Consider the following 24,551-nt stretch of genomic DNA (forward strand, 5'->3'; position numbering starts at 1 on the left):
TTTTGCTAGGAAATGGTACCTTTATTTTATTATTAAACTGTTCCTGGGCGTTTCTTCTTTTCAACTTTCTTACCCATTGCCATGTCGTCACTGTATCCCCATACCCAAGTTACTACAAAACTTACTACTAAAGCCAAAGCACTTGAGATTAAGAATGCATAGAAACTATTTAAATCACTAGGATGTTTCAAATCAAAGAATGAGGAGAAACCGATTAGAGATCCTGTAAATCCAAACATGGAACCGTGCATTAAACCTGTGACAAAACCACCTACAGCAGATCCGATTAAACCGGAAATAAATACTTTACGATAACGTAAGTTGATACCGTAGATAGCTGGTTCTGTAACCCCACAGAATGCGGAGATTGCTGCAGCGATACCTAATGACTTCATGTCATTCTTCTTGGACTTGATAGCTACTGCTAAAACAGCTGCACCTTGAGAAACCATTGTTACAGAAATAATAGCGTTCAAAGCACTTTCGCCCGAACCTGCGATTTGTTGAGCAACCAATGGCACAACGCCCCAGTGTAAACCGAAGATAACTAGTAATTGATAGAAACCACCAATTACCAAGCCGCCTACCCAACCGGAAGAATGTACTAACCAGTTAATGAAGTCAGCGATACCGTTAGCAACACCTTGAATAATTGGACCTGTAACAACTAAAGTAATTGTTGAAACAACTAATACTGTAATTAATGGATTGAAAATCATTTGTAAGTAACTAGGGAGAACTTTCTTCAACCAGTCACCTAACTTCTTAGCCATCCATGCAGCTAAAATCATTGGGAAAATGGAGTATGTGTAGTTTAAGAATTGGAAGTTAATTCCAAAGATTGTAAACATACCTTTAAATGCTTTACCCCAAGTTACTAATTGTGGATATGTTAGTACCCCACCAATAACTGCGGCTACAATTGGATCGCCACCTAAACGCTTAGCTGCCGCAAATCCTACCAAGACTGGTAAGAAGTAGAAAGCAGAGTCTGCCATTGCACTAACAGTAATGTATGCTGTACTCTTGGCATCAAGCAATGCTCCTAATTGAGGTAAAGTTAATAATGCTAAAAGACCTTTAATAATACCAGATGCTGCGATTACCCCAACTACTGGACTCATGGAACCAGTAATAACACCAATTAAATTACCAAATGCACGACTAACAGGATTTCTACCATCATCAACAGGAGCTGTATCTTCTGCTGGTGCGTCAGCTAGATTTGGCATTTTCTTCATAACTGCATCAAAAACGTTAGTCACTTCATTTCCGATAACAACTTGATATTGACCAGATGCATGTAAAACATCAATTACTCCGTCTGTATCTTTCAAGACATCATCATGAGCTTTACCTTCATCTTTTAAGTTGAAACGAAGACGAGTGATACAATGAACTAAGCTATTTACATTTTCTTGTCCACCGACATTATCAATAATTACATCTGCCAAAGTATCATAATCTAACTTGCCATTTTTCTTGGTAGCTGCTTTAACGTAGGCAGTTGCAACTTCTTTACCAGCTTCAACTTCACCTTCTTCAATATCAAGCCCTTCCAATTTATCGCTGGAGTTAGTTATAATTACCATGATTGTTGTTTCTAAGCCAGCTAGTTTAATATTTTCTAGGGACATTGTAGCTAATGCTTGACCTGCTTTAACTTCTTGTCCATCTTGAATGGCTAAATCAAAAGGTTCGCCATTCAAGCCTACAGTATCGATACCCATATGTACCAAAACTTCTAAACCTTCTTTAGTAGTAATACCTACCGCATGTTTAGAATCGGCTACCATAGTTATCTTACCTGACACTGGTGCAACAACTTGTTCACTAACGGGTTCTAAACCAAAGCCTTCTCCCATCATACCTGTGGAGAAAACTTCATCATTAGTTGCACTAAGCGCTAATACTTTACCTGCTGCTGGAGAAACAATTTTTACTTTCTTAGCCATGTTTTCCCCTCCTGTAAACCTTTTCTTTCCCTTTTCGTAATCATAGTATCACTTGTATATACAAGTTGTCAATCAAAAATATGAAATTGTTTACAAATATTGATAAAAAGTTAATATATCTTCACAAAAAAAATGAATATATATTGTATATACATCTATTAATTGTTATAATGATTTTGAAATTTACTTAACTTAATTGGAGGGATGCAAATTGGTTCAAAGTAAACATGATATGATTGCGCAAGACATCGCTTCAAAAATTAAATATCATCAATATAAAGAAGGAGATTATCTCCCAAGTGAACATCAACTTTGCGAACTTTATGGAACTTCTCGCGAAACTATTCGTAAAGCTCTTAATCATTTAAATGAATTAGGCCTTATTCAAAAAATACGTGGTAAAGGTTCTGTCGTTTTGGATATTCAAAAATTTACTTTCCCTATCTCCGGTATTACAAGTTTCAAGGAATTAAATAAATCTTTGAATATGCACGCTAAAACAACTGTATTAAAACAAGCCAATACACTAGCTCCTAAAAGATTTATGGACATTAATATCGATAATCAACAGGCGATCTTCGTTGAACGTCTTCGTACTATCGACGACCTACCTGTAGTGTTAGATCAAGATTATCTACTTACACCTCCAGTTTCTTCTTTGCCAGCTGGTGTAGCTGAAGACTCTATTTATGAATATTTAGAAAAAGAATTACATTTAAAAGTATCCTATGCTACTAAAGCTATTACGGTTGAAAAAGCCGCAGATGACATCGCTGAAAAGTTGCAACTGGATGATGATAAACTCGTTGTTATAGTCAGAAGTCTTTCTTATTTAGACGACACTACACTATTCCAACTAACATCTTCCTATCATCGCCCTGACAAATTTAAATTTATTGACTTTGCTCGTAGAAAAAAAATCTAAGAAAAGAGGTAGCTAAACATGACGAAACTCGGACAAAAAGTAATTTATCAAATTTATCCTAAGTCATTTTACGATTCTAATAATGATGGTTTTGGAGATTTGAAAGGAATTATTGCTAAGATTGACTATTTGAAGAAACTTAATATTGATATGATTTGGTTCAATCCTTTTTATGTTTCTCCGCAAAATGATAATGGATATGATATTGCTGATTACTATAAGATAGATGAACGTTTTGGTACTATGGAAGATTTTGAAGAAATGGTAGCTAAACTAAAAGAAGCTAACATTGGTGTAATGTTGGATATGGTATTAAATCATTGCTCCACTGAACATGAATGGTTCCAAAAAGCTTTGGCTGGCGATGAAAAATATCAAAAATACTTCTATCTTCGCCCAGCTAAAACTGATGGTTCTTTACCTACTAATTGGCAATCTAAATTTGGTGGTCCTGCATGGGAAAAATTTGGTGATACAGATTTATACTATCTTCATTTATATGATAAGACTCAGGCAGATTTAGACTGGCATAATCCAGATGTACGTGCTGAAGCTGCCAAAATTGTTAACTTCTGGAAAGAAAAAGGTGTTGCTGGATTTAGATTCGACGTACTTAATGTAATTGGAAAAGATGAAGTCTTAGTAGATTCTATAGATCCAGATCATGAAAAACCTCTATATACTGATACTCCAATTGTCCATAAATATATTAAGGAACTTAATCGTAATACTTTTGGAACAGATCCTGAGATTGTAACGGTTGGGGAAATGTCATCAACAACTATTCCTAACTCCATTGAATATACAAATCCAGACGAACATGAGCTATCCATGGTATTTACTTTCCATCATTTAAAAGTAGACTACGATAATGGCGAAAAATGGAGTAAAGTTCCCTTTAACTTCATGGAATTAAAATCCTTATTATCTACTTGGCAAACAGAAATAGATAAAGGCAATGGTTGGAACGCATTATTCTGGAACAACCACGATCAACCTTGGGCCTTGAACCGTTTTGGTGATCCTGTAAATTACCGTGAAAAATCAGCTGAAATGCTAGCTACTTCACTTCATTTACTTCGTGGCACCCCTTATATCTACATGGGTGAAGAATTAGGCATGATAGATCCTCATTATAAATCCATTGACGATTATGTTGATGTAGAAGCTTTGAATGGATACCAAATGTTACTTGATAAGGGTGTAGATAAAGATCGTGCTTTTGAAATTGTTGTTTCTAAATCACGGGATAATTCTCGTGTTCCTATGCATTGGGATGATAGTAAATATGCTGGCTTTAGTGAAACAAAACCTTGGTTAATGCCTACTGATCAAGATGAAATTAACGTAGAAAAGGAATTAGCTGGTGGAGAAATCTTTAATCATTATCAAAAATTGATTAAATTAAGAAAAACAGAGCCTCTTATCTATGCTGGACACTTTAAAGAATTATTACCAGATAATAAGCAAGTCTTTGCTTATGAACGTTATTTAGATGATTCTAATAAAAAATTAGTTGTCTTTAATAACTTCTATGGCAATGAAGTTACAGTTGATTTGCCAGCTGAATATCAAGATAAGGACTGCACAACGCTTGTCGATAATTACCACAATGAGATTCAAAAGACTGCAAAACAAATTACACTACAACCTTATGAATCTTTAGCAATTAAAATTTAAGCATATAAAAAATAGCATTTATTACGGTATTTCTACCGTGATAAATGCTATTTCTTTACTAAAATTCGTTTATTTTGTGACCAAATTACTAGAATGAAATTAAATCCTAACATCAAAGCTGTGAATAAAAAGACTGCTTGATAACCAAACAAACTAGATACGAATGATCCTAGCAATGGTCCAATTACCCCACCACTAGCTTGGAAAGATTGGTTATAACTAAATATTCTACCAAATGCTGCTGGTGGTACATCAACTGATAAAATTGTCTGTACAGCTGGTAATAAAGCTGCATCCGCAATTCCTATGAAGAAACGTAATACAGCTAGTAGCCATGGCGATGTTACCAAAGACATAGGGATAAATAATAGTACTTCTACAACTAATCCCGTTATCAATACTTTTTCTGGCCCTATTTCGTCCATCTTGTGTCCTAATTTATTTGCGACTAATAACGTTCCAAAACCTGGAGCTGCCGCAACAATCCCACTAACTAAAGAAATATTACCTTGTCCATGCATCAATCTTTTAACCAACAAACTAATAATTGGTGAGATTGACATCAAAGAAGCGTTAATAATCAAAGTTGTTATAAACATTGAAATTATCAATTTAGTATTTGAAATTTGAGAAAAAATTTCTTTCATAGGCTTCATTTCACGCTTAGCTACTGGTTTAAAGTGTTCTTTGGTGTTTACCCAGGTTAAGAAAAACGCAACTAACATCATAAAACCTGTAATAAAGAATGGTACTCGATAGCCAAATGATCCAGCAATTGCGCCACCAAAAATAGGTCCCAGTAAATTTCCAGAAACACTAGCAGTCATCATATTTGCCATTGCGGACCCCGTTTTAGCACGTGGAGTTTCACCAGCGATAAATGCAGTCGCATTATTTATATAACCAGAAAATGCTCCTTGTAAGAAACGAAGGAAAATAATCACCCAAACACCTTGGGCTAATCCTGTTAGGAAAATCGTAAAAGCCATAACACCTGAAGCACGCATACACATTAATTTACGACCCTTACGATCTGCCAAACTTCCCCAATATGGTGATACAATTGCTTGTGATAAATATGTCATCGAAAAAGCTAAACCAGAATATAAATTTAGTTGCCAAGTCGAAAAATTACCTAAAGTTTCCATGAACAGTGGCATAAATGGCATGGTCATGGAAAATCCTAGTCCAGTAATAAAACAGCCTAACCATAATGATATAAATGTTCTTTTCCAAGTTTTAGGGTATTCATTAACTTTCACCTGCACGTCATCTCCAATGCTACTCTCTTATGTTTTACTCAATATGGTTATCATTATAGCACCGATTTCTTAACTATTCTTTAAAAATTTTCGCCCATACAAAAAAATGATGAACAACTTGTGTCCATCATTTTACTTACTGTAATTTCTTTAGTTCTTTACTATTTCTTCTAATTCTATTGAAGTCACTCAAGCATAGCGTAATTTCAAATGCAGCTATGACCGCAATCATAGTGTCGTAGCCATGTTGAAGCATTCTGATACATATCAGTCCAAATATCATTTGAATTATAATTGTTACTCTTCTATACTTAATATCCTTTTTTAAAATTTCTATCTTTTCCTGATTGTTCATATATGTCATTCCTTTATACAATAAAGCGTCTAACTATCCTATAGTTAATTTTAACATATCTTAACCGATTAAATTATTAAAGTAAATTAAAAAGAACGAGCAGATTAAAAATCCACTCGTTCAAAAATTAATTATTCTTCCAATAATTTTTTCCAGCAGTTATATCGTATTGTAATAGCTTGTAGTCTTCCCACAATTGCTTTTGTTTCTTCGATAATGATTTATATTTTACAATTTTTCCATTATTATCTACGAATTCCGTATGTGTATTATAACTATTAACAGTCGACTTTTGCGTATTAAGCGTTGCTACTGGCAGTTTTTCTTGAACTTCTGTTAATAAAGCTTGATAAGCATTTACTTTTGAGTTAGTTTGTTTTGCCATTAATGCAATAAAGTCATTTGGTCCTACATATTCAGTCTTGCTGACTAAATTTCTAGCACCATGTTCTCGTGCATACTTATTTGAATAAATAAAGTAATCCGTTGAGTGTAATTGAATTCCATATTTAGTCATATCTACTCCGCCATAAATTCCTGGAAGATGATCCCCATAAAATACAAGTGTTACAGGCTTATCTAATTTATCAATTTCACTGATAAAGTCTTTCACAGCTGTGTCTGTATAACTTAATCCTGTAGAAAAGTCTTGAACCGCATTTCTAGTATAATCATCAATTCCTTCGCCTACTGGAGTGTACCTATCTGAATTATTATAGTAATTGCGATCATAAGGGAAATGATTTTGCATGGTTACTAAGTTTATAAATTCACCATTATTAGCTTGTTTCACCTGATCCAATGCATTCTTATATGCAGTTTCATCTGATAAATATGGACTTCTATCTATTTTCTTCTTGTATTTTATTTTGTATTTGCTCCCTAGATAATAGAATCTATCGAATCCAAAACGTTTATACACTTCTGTTCTACTATAATAAACGCCTTGGTAAGGATGGATAGCAACTGCTTCTGGGAAGGATTGTGCAATATTAGGATTATATTTTCTATGTGTTACCAACTGTGTATATGGTGTTGGTAATGTAGGCGAAAAGTTACTCAAATCAAGTCCTGTTAATGACATATATTCCATATTGGCAGTTCCACCACCATAACCCGCACTTATCATGGTGCCTGAAGTCGTCTTTTGTTTTAATTGACGAATATATGGGATTGGATCATTACTTAATTGTATTCCTGGAACTCGATTAGGATCAGAAAAACTTTCACTTAAATTAAAGATAACAACTTGATCTTTGAAATTATTTACTCTATCTTTATTGATATCTGCCGCAACTTTTTTATACTTATCCTTTAATTGCTGCATCCTTTCTTTAGAATATCCACTAGGCTTTTTCATAACCTCAACATCTATGTTGTTTAAAAATTGTTGAGTCGGTCCATTTTTTTGTGCACCTGCTAATTGATTATAAAAAGTAGGATCGTTACCTATTCCTCCATAAATTATATGAATTACAGATTTTTCATGATTCAGGTAAGTAACACTACTAAAAATTACTGGAATTACTATTAACCAAACTACTCGACTATACCATTTTTGCCTAGGTAACCTATATTTCTTTTCTAAGAAGTAGATTATTGGAATCGTTATAGCAATTACTGCAACAACTAAAAGTAATATCCAACCATCTACCATTCCTAATAAGCTTCTCCAAGCTTTAATCATTGATAGTTCAGATGGCAAAATCGGTTCATTACGAATACCTATTTTGATTCGATTAGCTACTACCCATATTATCCACAGTAAACTAGCCACAATTGTTGAAAACCAATACCTATTTGTCAGACTGAAGATAAATTTCAAAAACAGCAAAAATATTATTGTATTTACAAGAACCATTGCCTGTCTTACACCAATTGTATATGTGAAGATGTTATATTTTACGTCAACATTGGGTGCTACAGTCCATTTTGTATTCATCATTAAAAATGAAAAGATTGCTAAAAAATATCCCAAAGCAATTGTTGCTAGGTACACTCGATGTACTTTTAGCCAACTTTTTATTCCATTAGTAATTCTATAAAAGAATTGAGAAAGTTCCTCATCTGCTCTGATGTCATAAAAATTTGAAATCTTTCGTGATATTCCAATTAATTTACAAATTCCTAATATTATAAAGTTAGAAAGGATTACAATTAACATTAACCATAATATCTCTTTAATATCTTTGGCCAAAATCCATCTAGTTACGCTTTGTGCAGTTTTGCGATTATATTCGATTAACTTATTCAAAAGAGTTTGATTATTACTAATTACTAGTAAAGCCCATGCTGTATAGATTATGAAATCTACATAACCATTTTTTACGTTTACTTTTATCTTCGACACTAACAAAACAACGTAAAAGGCTAATAGAATTAATAACGCTGAAGCTGAGTTAGTAAAACGTCCAGCAGTTGACAGATCATTATGTACAGCTTTACTAAATTCAGGCATAAGTGATACTACAATAATATTTGTCAAAAGTAATAAAATTATCCTTGTTACTACTTTTTTTACATTTAATTTTGACTTGATATAATTTCCATAAAATCCCAAGTTAACCAGAATGTATCCAAAAACTGTCCCATTAGCAAATCCAAAAATATCTTTATTGAAAATAGTAGGAGCTATTATTACCAATAGTAAACTTAACTTTATTATATTTGCATACTTCTTAACTCCTTTATTAAATAAAGGTAACGTCAACATTCCTAGTACTATACCTGATAATACACCATAAGTATTGCGAACAAATGGGAATAACATATTGTATAAGTCCACTATTGAAAATTCTCTACCAAATAACGTTAATATTATTAATCCTAATGTTCCTACAAAAATAGTATATAACCAATATTTTATAGAACTACTCCAAGATTTATCTTCATTACCTTGCAATAAAAATCCTAGTGTTATAGCAAAAATATCAACTCCTATCAAAGTAGTTGCATGATATATTTGCAATAAAGATTGTTGCAAGTTAACCTTATCATTTATTAAGATATCTGGATTGGATTGCCAAAATATTCGATCTAAACATACTAATAAAGAACTGAATATAAGCAATATAGCTAATCCTATATTTTTTCTCTCTTTATTCACTTTTATAACCTTCCTAATCAATCATTTACTAACACATTCTATCAAATTATAACACTTGATTAAATCTCTTTTTTATATAAAAAATGAGGACAACTTTTAGTCATCCTCAAATTTTAATTAACTTTTATTTTTACACACCATACAATAAATCATGTGCTAACTTAGCTTGTGTAACACCAAAGCGACTTAGATATCCGTATGGATCAACATGGTCTCCCCAGATATTCTTTGTTACCCAGTAATGACTCTTGATACCCCTAGTTCCAGCACCACCTGCATCTAATGTCAAAGGTATACCATACTTACCAGCCATATCACGAGCTACTCTGACATATGTTACATAGTCTTGCCAGAATTGACCAGAATTATATGTTCTGCCAAGTTCAATTTGAACTGGGGCATTGTGGTTAGCAACTCTACCAGCACCCCAAGATACTTGTCCAGGTCTACCAACTTGGTAAACTTTACCACCATCACCAACAACAAATGTTACATATGATTCATTTGTATCTACTGTGTCATGGAAGTATCTAGCATTAGTAGCAGCACCTGACTCTACACCAACGTCATGCAAAATAATGTAGTTGTTAGCAGCTGTTTCATCATCGCCCTTACCTGCTGGCAATGCATATCTATAGTCGATGGAGTAGTTCAAAATTTGTTTACCGTTGCCATCAAAGTTATAACCAACACCGTTAATTACAGCACTACCTGTTTGTAACTGTCCATTTTGTTGGTTGTAGTAATACCAGTCATTACCTGACATTAACCAACCTTTGTACATTGCACCATCAAAAGTATTAAATAAATACCAATGTCCATCAATATTTTGTTTACCGTATTGCATTTGACCATTTGAAGCATAGTATACTGTCTTATTTTGACCGTATGGAGTTAAATCTTTGAAACCTGTTTGCATAGATCCATTAACTTTATCAAATAAGTACCAATGTCCGTCAATATTTTGTTGACCATATTGCATTTGTGCATTATTTGGACTGTAGTATACTTTGCGGCCATCTTTTAATGTTTGGAAACCAATTAATACATGGTTATTGTTATCAAACAAATACCAGTTTCCAGCAATATTAGCTTCACCTTGTAAGTGCTCTAGTACACCAGCAACATTAAATACATATTCAACATTGTTAATCTTGTACTTCATATTCTTAGCAACTAAACCTTCGCTAGTTACATAAGATAAAGTATGATTTGTTTTATCAAAAACTAATGTACCTTTTCTCATTGCTCCAGTTGTTGTATCGAAGTAATAATTCTTACCATTGATTACTTGATTACCATACACCATTTGACCATAGTTACTTTTAGCTTCACTGTAGTAAACTGTACGCTTTCCACCATCTAAATCGTGGAAACCTACTTGCATTACACCTTTACTATCAAATAGATACATATGATTATCTATTTTCTTTTCACCAGTTGCTACTGTTCCTTGCACTTTGTCGAAATAATAAGTTTTACCACTTATGGTTTGAAAACCATATAACATTTGACCTAACTTAGTCTTATCTTCACTATAGTAAACTACCTTATTTGAGTCTGTTAAATGTGTGAAACCAACTGACATCTTACCTGTTACTTTGTCAAAATTGTACCAGTGTCCATTAATATACTTTTGACCTTTTTGAACTGCACCAGTTACTTTATCAAGATAGTATCTACCACTGTTGATATCTTGCCATCCAAATTCCATTTGACCTAATTTAGACTTATCTTCACTATAGTAAACAGTCTTATTTTGGTCAGGAATATTAGTAAAGCCTATTGCCATTTTACCTGTTGCTTTATCAAATAAATACCAATGCTTATTAATATATTTTTGACCGAATTGCATTTGTCCATTCGATGCATAGTATGCCACTTTATTTTGACCATACGGTGCTAGGTTTTGGAAACCTGTTTGCATTGCTCCGGTTACCTTATCAAATAAATACCAGTGCTTATCAATGTATTTTTGACCATGTTGCATTTGTCCATTTGTTGCATAATATACTACTTTATTTTGGCCATATGATGCTAGATTTTGGAAACCTGTTTGCATTGCTCCGGTTACTTTATCAAATAAATACCAGTGATTATTTACTACTTGTTGACCATGTTGCATTTGTCCATTTGTTGCATAGTAGACTACCTTATTTTGACCATATGGTGCTAGGTTTTGGAAACCTGTTTGCATTACACCACTACTCTTATCAAATAAATACCAATTATTGCCTACTACTTGTTGGCCCTTACGTACTTCTCCACTTACTTCATCTAAATAGTAGGTCTTTTGATTTACTTTAGTTAAACCATGTTGCATTTGACCTTTTTTATTATAGTAGACTACCTTATTTTGACCATATGATGTCAAATTTTGGAAACCTGTCTGCATTGCTCCAGTATATTTATCAAATAGATACCACTGATTGTTTACTACTTGTTGACCATGTTGCATTTGACCCTTTTCATTGTAGTATACTGTCTTACCTTGATTTTCTATTTTTTGGAATCCAGTTAAGTTCTTACCAGTGCTATTATCTATTAAATACCAATTACCATTGATATACTTTTGACTAGCATTATCAGCAGTATTTACTGGTGTTTCTACTTTAGGTTCTTCGCTCTTTTGTGTAGTTGAGCTTTGAGTAGAACTAGCTTGATCCTTATTAGCTACTGAAGTATTTTGAGAAACAGCTACTGATGTTGTAGTTGCTTGCTTGTTGTTTTGGCTACTACTTGTAGCATCAGTATTTGAACTACTTTGTTCTGTTGTAGTAGTTGCTGATGTTTGAGCAGCATTACTTTCATTTGTAGCATTTGTTGCTTTTTCTACTTGAGTTGTAGCTTGTGTAGAAGTTGTAGTTGCACTTGTTGTATCTACCTTGGCAACTTGTTCAGTTGTGCTTTGAGCAACTGTATCAGCTTTAGCAGTATTACCACTCATCGCCATTACACCTGTTAAAGCTATAGTTGATAACATCGCAAAGACCCAATTTTTACCTGCTTTATACATCTTATAATGCGTTTTACGTTCCATCTTATAACCCCACTTTTAATAGAATACGCACTAATTATAACACTATATTTTATCAAATTTAAGATTTTCTAAAGCAATTATTCCACTTCAATCCTTGCACCATCTCTATCAACTTCAAGCAAACGATATTCATCATTTAAGCCCGATTCTTGAGCAATTTTTATAAATTCATCAACCTTGTCTTTTTCAATTAGCGTCATTGTTGTAGGACCAGCTCCACTTAAATATGTAGCAAGTGCTCCTACCTCATGTCCCAAATATCTTAACTTTAAGAAATGTGGAACTAATTTATCACGATACGGTTCGTGTAAGAGATCTGCTTCCATCAATTTTCCCATATCTTTTTTATTTCCTGATACAATCTTCGCTACCAAAGCATTGCCAATTGCATTAGCTCTAACAGCATCTTTGAAATCCAAATTTGCTGGTAATACTCCTCTACTCTTTTTAGTAGCTAACCAATAATCAGGAATATACGCTAACAAGCTTACGTCTGGGAAACTTATTTTTTCATACATTATTTCTCCATCCAAATATGTAGCAACGACAAAATCACCTAGTATAGCTGGTGCAACATTATCTGGATGCCCTTCAATTTCAGTCGCTCTTTGAACTAATTCTTGTTTTGATAGATTTAAGTTTCCAAAATGATTTGCTAACATCAAACCTGCAACGATAGCAGAAGAACTACTTCCTAAACCTCGGGTTAATGGAATATCAGATTCTACTTTTACTACTAATGGTTGTAAATCTGGTACTAATTCTAAAGCTGTCTTTACAATTAAATTTTCTTCATCATGTGGAATTTTTTCACCTAAATTATGATCAACATACCAAGCGTCTACATTCTCTTCCACAACAGTCACTGTTAAATAGCTAGTTACAGCTAAACCTAAAGAATCAAATCCTGGACCTATGTTAGCACTAGTAGCTGGTACAATAATTTTTACACTCACCTTACTACCCCTTTTCTAAAACTTTATATGCTGCTAGAAGTTCTACGTCTTTTTCTTGCTTAAGACCTTCTTCAATCTTTAATAACTGAGCTTCTGTCATTGCGTGAGTAACAATTGAGATTTTAGCAAAACCTTCATTAGCTTCTGTTTGTGTAATTAACTTGAAACTAGCTTCTACATTAGTAAACAGTTCTGTTAATTTCAACATTTCCCCTGTCTTGTCTGGAACAATTAATGAGATATAATATGGATTCTTCACTTCGTCTGGAGTTGCTAGCTTAATCTCATGTGAATAATCATTAAAACTGTTACCTGTAATTCCCATTACAATATTTTTAGTTACACTAATAATGTCACTTAACACACTGTTGGCAGTTGGAAGTTCACCTGCACCTGGACCATAAAACATTGTTTCACCTACTGCAACACCTGTAACAAAAACAGCGTTATTTTCATTAATAACAGTTGCTAATGGATGTGTTTGAGGTACCAATACAGGTCCAACTGATACAGTAATGTGGTCATTAACCTTTTCTGCTACCCCTAAGAGCTTAATATTGTATCCTAAACGTTTAGCTTCTTTAATGTCTGATAATTGAATTTTGGAAATTCCTTCAATCTTTACATCATCTAAAGTTATATCTTTTCCAAAAGCAAATTGTGTCAGAATTATCATCTTATATGCAGCATCGATTCCCTCGACATCGTTAGTTGGATCAGCTTCTGCAAAACCTAATTTTTGTGCATCTTTTAATGCTTCCTCATAAGCAACATTATTTTGATTCATCTGTGTCAAAATATAGTTCGTCGTTCCATTAACAATTCCCTTAACTGATACAATTTGGTCAGCCGCAAATGAATTGACGATTGTTCGTAAGATTGGAATACCACCAGCTACACTTGCTTCGTAGAAAAGATCACATTTCTTTTCCTTGGCTAGTTTTGTAAGTTCTGGACCATATGTCGCAATCAAATCTTTATTTGCTGTAACCACATGCTTACCAGCTTCTAAAAGACGCTTAATATATTCGCGTGCTTTTTCTACTGTTCCCATTACTTCCACTACCATTTGAATCGAATCGTCATTGATCAACATTTCAAAATCATCAGTCAAGGTTACCCCATCTAAATCAACTGTCCTTTTCTTAGTCATATCACGTACAACTACCGTTTTTACCTTTAACTTTCTACCAGTAATGCTTGAGATTTTATCTGCGTGACTTTGTAAAATCCTAACAACACCACTACCTACTGTACCTAAACCTAAAATACCGATATTGATAGTTTCCATAAAGAGAACCTCCCTACTAATTATTATAATAATCTTATCAAATTTTAATTATTATTGAAAGATACTGTTTTCATATTTAATATATTTTTTGATATTTTTTCGTTATAATTAGTATCATCAATAATATTTTTAGAAAAGATGATTCATTTGGAAAATAAAAATACAACATTTAAACAAACTCCACTTCAAAAAACTTATTTTGCACTGGGAACTAGAATTAATCTAACTATCTTTGGTTGCGAAAATCCTGTTATCTTAGATAAAACATTTGACTTAATAAAATATTACGAAGATATCCTAACTGTTAACCGTGACGAATCTGAAGTCATGTCCATTAATCATGCTGCTGGCAAATATCCTGTCAGAGTAAGCGAGGCGACTTATAAGCTTATTAAACGTTCTGTTCAAGTTAGTCAGGAATATCTTGGCTTCAACTCTTTAATTGGGCCACTTGTTAAACTTTGGGGAATTGGCTTTGATAATGCTAATGTACCTGAAGATAAAGATATTAAGTCAACTTTAAATCTGATTGATCCTCAAAAAATTATTCTAGATGATAATGAAATGACGGTATTCCTACAAGATGATGGAATGGAACTAGATTTAGGTGGAATTGCTAAGGGATATATTGCTGATAGAATTAAAGATTTTTGGCATGCCTTTGACATTAGTTCAGGTATTATCGACTTAGGTGGAAATCTATTATTGGTCGGTCCTCAGCCTAAACATGATGATGCACTCTGGCGAATTGGTGTACAAAATCCACATGATGCTCGTGGTAGTGCAATTGGAATAGTTGTGACATCTGAATGTTCTATTGTAACTAGTGGAATTTATGAACGTCATTTAGAAGTTGATGGTAAAAGTTATCATCATATTTTAGACTCTAAGACTGGTTATCCTAAACAAAATAATCTAGCAAGTGTTACAGTATTCTCTAAATACTCCATTGATGGAGAAATTGAAACTACCAATCTCTTCTTTGCCGGCGAACCAGTTAAAGATTGGGGCAAAGATAATCCAAACTTATTAGGAGCTGTATTTGTAACCACTGATAATAAGATATATTTAAGTAAGTTTACTCCTAATGATTTCCATTTACTCTCCGATGAATTCGAAGTTATTCAACATTAAATTTAATTGAGCCTCCCTAATGTTTTTGTTAAAATAAACTTAACAAAATTTCATTAAGGAGGCTTTTTTATGGCAACTTTGTATCGTAGTACACGCGACGCTTCAGCTAATAGTATTTCTTCGTCTCAAGCTGTTCTTCAAGGAATTAGTCCAGATGATGGTTTGTTTGTTCCGGTTGATTTTCCTAAATTAGATCTAGATTTATCACAATTACCATCGCTATCCTATCAAGAATTAGCTTATAAAATTCTCCAACCTTTTTTCAGTGACTTTACTGAAGATGAATTGCGTTCATGCATCAACTCTGCTTATGGCAGTAATTTTACTAGCAAAGAGATTACTCCAGTTTCCTATCATGCTGGCAATATTTACCTTGAACTATTTCATGGCCCTACAATTGCTTTTAAAGATGTTGCGCTACAATTATTGCCCTACTTATTAATAACATCAGCTAAGAAAAATAACTCTAATCTGAAAAATGTCATCTTAACTGCTACTTCAGGCGATACAGGTAAAGCTGCCATGGCTGGATTCGCAGATGTAGAAAATACACAAATTATTGTCTTCTATCCTAAATACGGTGTTAGCCCTATTCAAGAAAAACAAATGCTTACACAAACTGGTAAAAATGTCTATGTGGTTGGTATTACTGGTAATTTCGATAATGCTCAAACAAATGTTAAGCAGATTTTTAATAATTTAACTTTAACTGATAAATTACTAAAAAGTGGCTATCAATTTTCATCAGCTAACTCTATTAATATTGGTAGATTATTACCACAAATTGTTTATTACTTCTATGCTTATGGACGATTATTAGCTGATAATAAAATTAAATTAGGTGACAAGATTAATTACAGCGTTCCGACTGGTAACTTTGGTGATATTTTAGCTGGCTTCTTCGCTAAAAAGCTTGGCTTACCGATTAACAAGCTACTATGTGCATCAAATGAAAATAATGTCTTAACTGAATTTTTCAAAACTGGTACATATAATAAGAAACGTGATTTCAAAGTTACAAACTCTCCTTCAATGGATATTCTTGTATCTAGTAACTTGGAACGTTTATTATTCTACGCTACAAATGGAAATGCAGCTTTAGTAGCTGAATGGATGAACCAACTTGAAAAAGAAGGTAAATATACTGTTGACTCAGATACACTTAAATTTCTCCAAACATATTTCTACGCTGGTTCGGCAAGTCAAACTGATACTAAAAATGAAATTAAACAAGTTTTCACTGAGAGTAATTATGCTATTGACCCTCATACAGCTGTTGCTTCCTTTGTTACTCGAAAATATAAAGATGCAACTGCTGATTCTTGTCTAACAGTTACAGTATCTACGGCAAGTCCGTATAAATTTCCACAAACAGTTCTAGCTGCTTTAGGAGTAGATGATGCGACTGGTGATTTAGATGATGTACAAAAATTAGTTGATTTAATTAAACTGCCTCTACCTAAAACAGTCGCTAATTTATTTGATGCTAAACAGTTACATGATACTGTTATTGAACCTGATGAGATGGAAAAATATGTTAAAGAATTGCTGATTTAATATTACCAATACTTTACAAAAATTAAACTTTAAGGATACATCTTGCATTGTATCCTTTTTTTGTTCAAAATATATTTTCAATAGTTTATAATGAAAACTAGAATAAAAAATAAGGAGAGCAAATCATGACCGAAAAAAAGAAGACAATTTCTGATAATTCGTTAGTAAAGCAAGCCTACATAGCCTCAGGAATTGCATTACTTTCCTTAGGGGCTGGGACTGCTGTTAATTCTAATAATGTAAAAGCTGATACAACTGAAACTACTCAAAATAATAATACAAATACTAATAATCAAGTAACTAATAATACTCAAACAACAACTAATAATTCTGTTAAAGCTACATCTGTTCAAAACAATAGTAATACTACTAATACAACAGAAAATAATACACAAAATACTACTAATAATTCTCAAAGTAATACTTTGGTAATTCAAAGCAATAATACTAGCAACACTGATTATAGCTACAGTGGTGAAATCAAACATGATGTTTCATCTAATAGTCAAGCTGCTGCTACTAATGCTACAAATGTTCAAGGAACAACTGATACTAATGAAAATATTTCATATAATACAAATCTGACAAATGCACCCGCTAGTGTTAACAATTTTGTTAACCAAGTTGGTAGTGCTGCTGTGAAAGTTGCTAATGAATATGGTGTTTATGCTTCTGTAATGATGGCTCAAGCTGGATTGGAAAGTGCTTGGGGACAAAGTTCCCTTTCTAGAAACGCTCATAATCTCTTCGGCGTTAAATATAGAGGAACTGGGAATTATGTAGTTATGCCTACATTGGAATATTATGGTGGAGCATATCATACTGTAAATGCTCGTTTCCAAAAATATGACAGCTACTATGATTCTCTAGTTGGATATGCACAACTTATTAAGAGTAACTTTTATTTATCTACTAAAGTAAATTCTTCTACATATCAACAAGCTGCTAACAATCTTCGTAATGGTAAATGGGGATCATATGCAACTGATCCAGGTTATGCTAATAAATTAATTAACTTAATTAATTCATACGGTTTCTACAAGTTTGATTACAATCAAAATGCCGCTCAAGAAAAATATATAGATGGTCACTGGTATTTGTATAAAAATAATCAAAAACAAACCGGATTACAACATCTTTCTACCGGTAATAGAGTTGCATATTATAACTCTCAAGGTCAAATGGTATTTGGTCAACAAAATATTAACGGACATTGGTATTACTTTGACGATGTTACTGGTGCAATGCAGAAGGGATTAAAATATATTGCTAGCCAAAAGAAGAATGTTTATTATGACTCTCAAGGTCGTATGCAATACGGCGAACAAAATATCAATGGACAATGGTATTTATTCGATAGCGTAACTGGTGCGATGAAATATGGCTGGCAAAAACTTGCTAAGGGCAATAGAACTGTCTTCTACGACAACAATGGTAAGATGGTTCATGGTCAATATAATATTAAGGGAAGCTGGTACTACTTTGATGATAATGATGGTCATCAGTTATTTTCCCAATTCAAATGGATACCTGGTCAAAATAAAACTGTTTATTACAATAATCAAGGAAAAATGTTATTTGGTACTCATCTTATCAATGGTAAAGTCTATTACTTTGATAAAGTAACCGGTGCAATGAGAGCTAATACTTTCTATTACAATGACGAAACTAAAGGTATCCAATACTACAATTCCAAAGGTCAACTTACCTTTGGTCAAGCTCATATTGGCGATAGCTGGTACTTATTTGATAAGAATAACGGTAATATGAAGACTGGATTCCAAAATCTCTCTTCATACGGTCAAGATAAAACTGTTTATTACAACTCTCGTGGTCAAATGGTATTTGGACAACAAAATATCAATAATAAATGGTACCTCTTTGATTCTGTTACTGGCGCAGTAAAATATGGATTCCAAAGCATTAAAGATCAGAATAAAACTGTTTATTATAATAATAATGGTCAAATGGTATTTGGTTTACAAAAAATAAACAACCATAATTATTACTTCGATAAAACAACTGGTGCGATGAAGACTGGTTGGTTATACGTCCCAAATACCAAGAAATTATATTATTTCAATCATAACGGCCAAGCTGTTACAGGAACACAAACTATTGCTAATAAACAATATCAATTTGATATAGCAGGTCGTTTAATAAATAAAGCTGGTCAATATTCATTTGATGGTAACTGGTACCTACTCGATAAAGATAGTTCTGTATTAACCGGCTGGCAATATATTAAAGATCGAAATAAAACTGTTTACTATGATCCAACAACAGGTATTATGAAGCATGGCCAAGCTTATATTAATGGACACTGGTATTTATTTGACAATGTAACTGGTGCGATGAAGACTGGTTGGCAATACATTAAAGATCAAAACAAGACTGTTTATTATAATTCTCGTGGTCAAATGTTATACGGTACTCAATTAATTGATGGTAAACGTTACTACTTCGATAAGCATGATGGTTCATTGAAATAAAAAAAGAAGTGAAGAATATGGAAAAAATAAAATCCATATTACTTCACTTCTTTTTTGTAATTACTCGATTTTAAAAAATTTAGTTTTATATAAGTATTGATTTCCTGCAGTTAAATCATACTGCACTAATTTTAAATCATTATATAACCTTTTTTGTTTCCTAGTTAATTGTTTATACTTAATAGTTTTTCCTTTTTTATCAACGAAAACCGGATTTTTACCATCATTATATGCATATACTTTTATTGTTGGTAATTCCTTTTGAATTTCTGTCAACAAAGCATAATATGGCGATACTTTAGAATTTGTTTGTTCAGCAGTTAATGCAATAAAGTCAATCGGTGAAACATATTTAACGTGTTTTAGATTCTTCGCACCATGCTGTCTAGCATATTTATTAGAGTAAATGAAATAATCTGTTTCTCGTGCTTCCAAACTATTTCCGTTTATATTGCTATAGATTCCTGGGAGATGATCTCCATAAAATACTAGAGTAATTGGTTTATTGATTTTATCTATTTGCTTGATAAATTTTTGTACAGCTTTATCAGTATATGAGAGTCCTGCACTATAATTACTAATAGCATTTTTCTCACCCTCATCCATATTACCACTTACTTGGTAATCTCCAGAATTATCATAGTAATCTGCATAAGGAAGATGGTTCTGCATAGTAACTAAATTAATAAATTGTCCATTCTTATAATTATTGATTACATCTAATGTATTTTGATATGCCGTTTCATCTGATAAATATGGGTTAGTTCCTATTTTCATCTTATGCTTTATCTTATATTTACTTCCCAAATACATGAACTTTTGAAAACCAAATTTTTTATAAACCACCTCTCTACTGTAAAAACTACCCCTGTAAGGATGGATAGCTGTAGACTTTTTAAAATAGTTATTAATTGTTAAAATTTGGTTAGAATTTGGTACTACTTGTGTATAAGGAGTCGCAATTGTTGGTGAAAAGTTACTTACTGGAAGACCAGTTAACGTCATATATTCCATATTCGCAGTTCCACCACCCAGACCTGAACTTATCATTAATCCAGAAGTTGTATTTTTCTTAACACTATCTATGTATAATAATGGATTCTGCGATAATTCTACTTCTTTCAATCTATTAGGATTTGCTAAACTTTCACTTAGATTGAATACAATGGTTTGTGTAGATAAGTTATTAGTCCTACCTTTATTGATATTTTCTGCTTGCCTTCTATATTTTTCAGCTATTTTATCAACTTTTTTTCTAGAATAATTTGCATTGTCTTTCATAATATTAGTATCAATATTATTTAAAAATTGTTGTAATGCACCATTATTTTGTACTCCCCATTCTTGGTTCCAAAATATTGAGTTGTTTCCATATGAACTTAACCACGCACTTACTATTGAATTTCTATGATTAATTCGTGTACTACTACCAAAAATAACAATAGCTAGTAAAATTCCTAATAACCTTGACTTCCAATTTAATCTTTCTTGTGGAAATTTGATTTCACAAAAAATAATAATTCCAGTTAAAATAATGATTCCTACTATTGCTATCCACAAAATAATTTGGGGAATCATCTCTAAAATATCACCATAGGCAGACACCATTGTCACTTCAGTAGGCAATATTGGTTCAGAACGATAGTATATCTTAATGGCATCTGCTACTATCGCTATTGCTACAACTATATAGGTAATAATAGAACTTAACCAAAATTTATTTGTAATTCCATAAAAAAACCTATATATCAGATAATATAAGATAAAGTTTAGCAGTAGCATATTTTGCTTAATAAAAAAAACAAAGAAAAAGATACTTGTATATGAATCACCATCCATATGTGGAGAAATAAAATGTGGAGACATAAAAATAAAAGAACAATATGCTAAAGTATACAAAATGACAATATTCATTAGATTATGCTTGTGATTTTTAACATAGTTAATCATTTTCACAATTGTCTCACTTATCCATGGAATAATTGTCTTTTCATCATTCAATGATAATTTTCTCTCTAATATATGTTCTCTTTTATCTATTTTTGCTAGTAACCGTCCTAAAAAAACAATAATTATGGTAACTATACAACTCTTAAAAAGCAAAATTTTCAAACTCGCATTATTATTAACTATTTTTTCAATAATAAAGTTATTTGAATATATTAATAATGCTAATAATCCTGTATATTCTGGTATCTTTATATTAATCTTTAGTCTCTGTCCAACTATAAATATGACTATAGACATTGCTACAACAGATATTGAGGTTAGCACATTAAACCTGTATGCTGTTGAAAAATCACTATGTGCTTTTAAAGAAATATAAGGCATAGAAAGTGCCAAAACTACATTTACTATTACGCCCATACTCATTAAAGTAATAGCTTTTTTATCTATATGCAATTTATCTATTCCTACATTTGAACAGGCTATTCCTAATGCTACTAACGAAAAAGCTGTAATTATATTATTTCCATTACCTAATCCAAAAATATCTTTATTGAAGAGACTTGGTAATGTAAAAGCTATAGCATATCCACCTAAAATAACTGAGAATTTATACTTCTTAAACCAATTCTTTAATTTATCTTTTATCAATAGCGCAGATATAGCACCAAGTACAACCGGATAAGTATTTCTAGTAATTGGAAGAACTGCATCGTACAAATTTTGAGTAGTGAAACTTCTAGTCCACAAAAATAGCCCTATAAATATCAATAAGTTTACTACATAAATATATATATACTTTTTTATAAGTTTTATATTTCCTTTTATTTGATAACCAATTAAAATTAGTAACACACCAACAATTACATTAGAAAAATTATTTAATAAGCCATATGCAAATAATCTTTTCGATAGTAGATTGTTTTGCAAAAAAGCTGGATTTGCTTGTGTTATTAATAAAGAAAATGTAACTATTACTATAGCTACACATACTATTAATGCATTACATAATTTCTTTATCAAATTTTTCACCTCTTACAGATAACCATCACTATCTAATTAGTTTACACTTTTTCTTCCACTAAAAATTAATCCTACAAATAAACCCAGCCATGTTATGGTAGCAACGATTATTCCTACATATAGTAACTTACTTGGTTGATATGTCACAGAAATTTTATTATTTCCCTTGTTTCCATCAACCATAACAGTTCCACGTGGACTAACAGTATAATTAATATTTCTTCCGTTTAACATAACCTTAGTTCTTTTATATGCAAGAACTGGAACATCTATCTTCTCCTTTTTATTAACTTTGACACTATACTCTATACGATTAGCTGTTGCTTTAGGAGTTTCTATTTTCCCTTTATTACCCATAATTACTTTATGCAATAAAATACTATTTATCTTCGGATTTATTTCTACTGATACATTCCTATCTTCAAGATTATCAAAAGCCATTTTAGGATAATAATCTGTTTCCCCATATAAAATCGAATAATCAAATATGTTATTATAGTTCGAATTTCTTATTATCGCATCATTAGGAATAACCTTTGCTGTTTCTACATTGTTTCTCAAAAGATTTCCCTGCAAAGTATGTACTTTTACAAGTAAACCTGTTAATGATCCATAGTAACTTATTATAAAAAATACTATTATTCCTGTGCCTACTAACATCTTGGTTTTTTTATTAGCAATACTATGTATAAATTTAGATACAATTAAAGAGAATGTTACCATTAAGAAAAAACCGACATATGTATTTAATCTATATGGAAATTGGATAACTCCTAAAATTTTACCAACTACAGTGTTATTAAATAATTGCCATGGCACAACTGTTGAGGTACATAATAAAAAGAAAACTCCTAATCCATATACAACCTTTTCTTTTGCTTCATTTCCTCTCACAAAATACCAACCAGTCATAGTTGTAAATAATGCTAGTATTCCTATAGATTTATTAGAATCAGCAGTATTCGTCAAAGATATTCCAAAAATATTCTGTAATGTATCTAAAAAGCCAAATGCACTAGAATTAGGTGAATTAATTCCTGCATTTATAAAATCTGTAATAAATGGAACTAATATAAAGGAGGATAGCAGAATAACTAGAACTATATTTTTACTTAAGTTAATTACTACCTTTTTTATAGAACTTGGATCAATAAACATATATATAGCGCTAATAATCACTGCACAAAGTATTGTTATATATGCACTGATAATATGACTATATAATATTAAAACCCAACCTATACCTAACAAATACCACTTTTCTATATTTGTTAAACAATAATATAAACCCACGAAAAACAATGGTATAAATGTATATGCTAAAAACTCTCCTACTACTGTATGAACAACTCCAAGATGGACATGATATGGAAAAACAGCATACAGTATTCCAAATAGAACTGCCCTAATCCTATCCTTATCAAATAACCACATAGAATAATAAGCTATACACATTGTTATAAAGAGCATTAGGCCATACCAAACATAAAATGCTGTTACCGGAGAAAATACCAGTCTTAAAATAACCCAGGGATATAATAAAATACTTGGATAAAACAAAAACGTACCTACTCCAGTATTATTAAACGTATGACTAGCAATAAATGTCATGTTCCCACTACGAAAATTATCATATAACTCTTCTAGCCTAGAAAAATGAAAACTCCCATCAGAATTTAGAACTATAGTCCCTAACTTTATAAAAGTAACAGTCATTAAGGCGGTAACTATTCCAAACAAAAGTACTATTGATATATTTATTTTTATTTTTTTCCATCTACTATCTAACATCTACAATTCCTCCCAAATGTGTATTAGCTACTATATA

At 32.1% G+C, this 24,551-nt stretch carries 14 protein-coding genes; 5 read left to right on the top strand and 9 right to left on the bottom strand.

Translation table 11 applies throughout. The features are described 5' to 3' along the window. Positions 1-32 precede the first annotated feature (32 nt). Entirely contained in the window at positions 33-1,955 is a 1,923-nt protein-coding gene (locus OZJ21_RS02150) for a glucose PTS transporter subunit IIA (RefSeq protein ID WP_268857355.1), read from the bottom strand. A 211-nt stretch (positions 1,956-2,166) separates the two neighbouring features. Here OZJ21_RS02150 and treR point away from each other — a divergent pair, with 211 nt between their 5' ends. Beyond that, the gene (gene treR / locus OZJ21_RS02155; protein WP_268857356.1) at positions 2,167-2,880 is read left to right on the top strand and encodes a trehalose operon repressor; all 714 of its coding nucleotides are present in this window, start codon (positions 2,167-2,169) and stop codon (positions 2,878-2,880) included. An 18-nt stretch (positions 2,881-2,898) separates the two neighbouring features. Next, on the top strand, positions 2,899-4,560 hold the full coding sequence (treC, locus tag OZJ21_RS02160; protein WP_268857357.1) for an alpha,alpha-phosphotrehalase: 1,662 nt from the start codon (positions 2,899-2,901) through the stop codon (positions 4,558-4,560). A 47-nt stretch (positions 4,561-4,607) separates the two neighbouring features. Here the strand turns inward: treC and OZJ21_RS02165 are convergent, their stop codons facing one another. The 6 genes from OZJ21_RS02165 to OZJ21_RS02190 all read right to left on the bottom strand — a co-directional run bounded on the left by OZJ21_RS02165 (position 4,608) and on the right by OZJ21_RS02190 (position 14,570). After that, on the bottom strand, positions 4,608-5,822 hold the full coding sequence (locus OZJ21_RS02165) for an MFS transporter (RefSeq protein WP_003709586.1): 1,215 nt from the start codon (positions 5,820-5,822) through the stop codon (positions 4,608-4,610). 136 nt (positions 5,823-5,958) lie between these two features. Further along, a complete protein-coding gene (locus OZJ21_RS02170) occupies positions 5,959-6,177 on the bottom strand; it encodes a hypothetical protein (protein WP_003705415.1) in 219 nt (72 codons plus the stop codon). 127 nt (positions 6,178-6,304) lie between these two features. Then, positions 6,305-9,283 (bottom strand): sulfatase-like hydrolase/transferase, encoded by a 2,979-nt coding sequence (locus OZJ21_RS02175; RefSeq protein ID WP_268857358.1) that lies wholly within the window; start codon positions 9,281-9,283, stop codon positions 6,305-6,307. A gap of 130 nt (positions 9,284-9,413) precedes the next feature. Next, positions 9,414-12,323 carry an N-acetylmuramoyl-L-alanine amidase gene (locus OZJ21_RS02180; protein WP_268857359.1) on the bottom strand — a complete coding sequence of 970 codons (2,910 nt, stop codon included), beginning with the start codon at positions 12,321-12,323 and terminating at the stop codon, positions 9,414-9,416. Positions 12,324-12,400: 77 nt separating this feature from the next. Next, positions 12,401-13,279: a homoserine kinase gene (gene thrB / locus OZJ21_RS02185; RefSeq protein WP_268857360.1), complete on the bottom strand. Its 879-nt coding sequence runs from the start codon at positions 13,277-13,279 to the stop codon at positions 12,401-12,403. A gap of 4 nt (positions 13,280-13,283) precedes the next feature. Beyond that, positions 13,284-14,570 carry a homoserine dehydrogenase gene (locus tag OZJ21_RS02190; RefSeq protein ID WP_095758893.1) on the bottom strand — a complete coding sequence of 429 codons (1,287 nt, stop codon included), beginning with the start codon at positions 14,568-14,570 and terminating at the stop codon, positions 13,284-13,286. A gap of 138 nt (positions 14,571-14,708) precedes the next feature. Here OZJ21_RS02190 and OZJ21_RS02195 point away from each other — a divergent pair, with 138 nt between their 5' ends. The 3 genes from OZJ21_RS02195 (at position 14,709) to OZJ21_RS02205 (ending at position 19,753) form a co-directional block, all read left to right on the top strand. Then, on the top strand, positions 14,709-15,704 hold the full coding sequence (locus OZJ21_RS02195; protein ID WP_034982800.1) for an FAD:protein FMN transferase: 996 nt from the start codon (positions 14,709-14,711) through the stop codon (positions 15,702-15,704). 69 nt (positions 15,705-15,773) lie between these two features. After that, a complete protein-coding gene (gene thrC / locus OZJ21_RS02200) occupies positions 15,774-17,261 on the top strand; it encodes a threonine synthase (RefSeq protein ID WP_268857361.1) in 1,488 nt (495 codons plus the stop codon). Positions 17,262-17,386: 125 nt separating this feature from the next. Then, on the top strand, positions 17,387-19,753 hold the full coding sequence (locus tag OZJ21_RS02205) for a glucosaminidase domain-containing protein (protein WP_268857362.1): 2,367 nt from the start codon (positions 17,387-17,389) through the stop codon (positions 19,751-19,753). A 60-nt stretch (positions 19,754-19,813) separates the two neighbouring features. Here OZJ21_RS02205 and OZJ21_RS02210 read toward each other — a convergent pair whose 3' ends face one another. Both OZJ21_RS02210 and OZJ21_RS02215 read right to left on the bottom strand, forming a co-directional pair. Further along, positions 19,814-22,732, bottom strand: a complete 2,919-nt coding sequence (locus tag OZJ21_RS02210) for an LTA synthase family protein (protein ID WP_268857363.1) — start codon at positions 22,730-22,732, stop codon at positions 19,814-19,816. A gap of 27 nt (positions 22,733-22,759) precedes the next feature. After that, complete coding sequence (locus tag OZJ21_RS02215) at positions 22,760-24,514, bottom strand: hypothetical protein (protein ID WP_268857364.1); 1,755 nt, start codon at positions 24,512-24,514, stop codon at positions 22,760-22,762. Between the last annotated feature and the right edge of the window lie 37 nt (positions 24,515-24,551).

The organism is Ligilactobacillus sp. UO.C109 (assembly GCF_026847815.1).
GTDB lineage: Bacteria > Bacillota > Bacilli > Lactobacillales > Lactobacillaceae > Ligilactobacillus > Ligilactobacillus salivarius.

Bases quoted from the DNA above. Each gene is read 5' to 3' on its own strand.
- OZJ21_RS02195 (WP_034982800.1), top strand. From the start codon at position 14,709: ATGATTCATTTGGAAAATAAAAATACAACATTTAAACAAACTCCACTT.
- OZJ21_RS02170 (WP_003705415.1), bottom strand. From the start codon at position 6,177: ATGAACAATCAGGAAAAGATAGAAATTTTAAAAAAGGATATTAAGTAT.
- thrC (WP_268857361.1), top strand. From the start codon at position 15,774: ATGGCAACTTTGTATCGTAGTACACGCGACGCTTCAGCTAATAGTATT.
- OZJ21_RS02190 (WP_095758893.1), bottom strand. From the start codon at position 14,570: ATGGAAACTATCAATATCGGTATTTTAGGTTTAGGTACAGTAGGTAGT.
- OZJ21_RS02180 (WP_268857359.1), bottom strand. From the start codon at position 12,323: ATGGAACGTAAAACGCATTATAAGATGTATAAAGCAGGTAAAAATTGG.
- OZJ21_RS02215 (WP_268857364.1), bottom strand. From the start codon at position 24,514: ATGTTAGATAGTAGATGGAAAAAAATAAAAATAAATATATCAATAGTA.
- OZJ21_RS02150 (WP_268857355.1), bottom strand. From the start codon at position 1,955: ATGGCTAAGAAAGTAAAAATTGTTTCTCCAGCAGCAGGTAAAGTATTA.
- treC (WP_268857357.1), top strand. From the start codon at position 2,899: ATGACGAAACTCGGACAAAAAGTAATTTATCAAATTTATCCTAAGTCA.
- OZJ21_RS02205 (WP_268857362.1), top strand. From the start codon at position 17,387: ATGACCGAAAAAAAGAAGACAATTTCTGATAATTCGTTAGTAAAGCAA.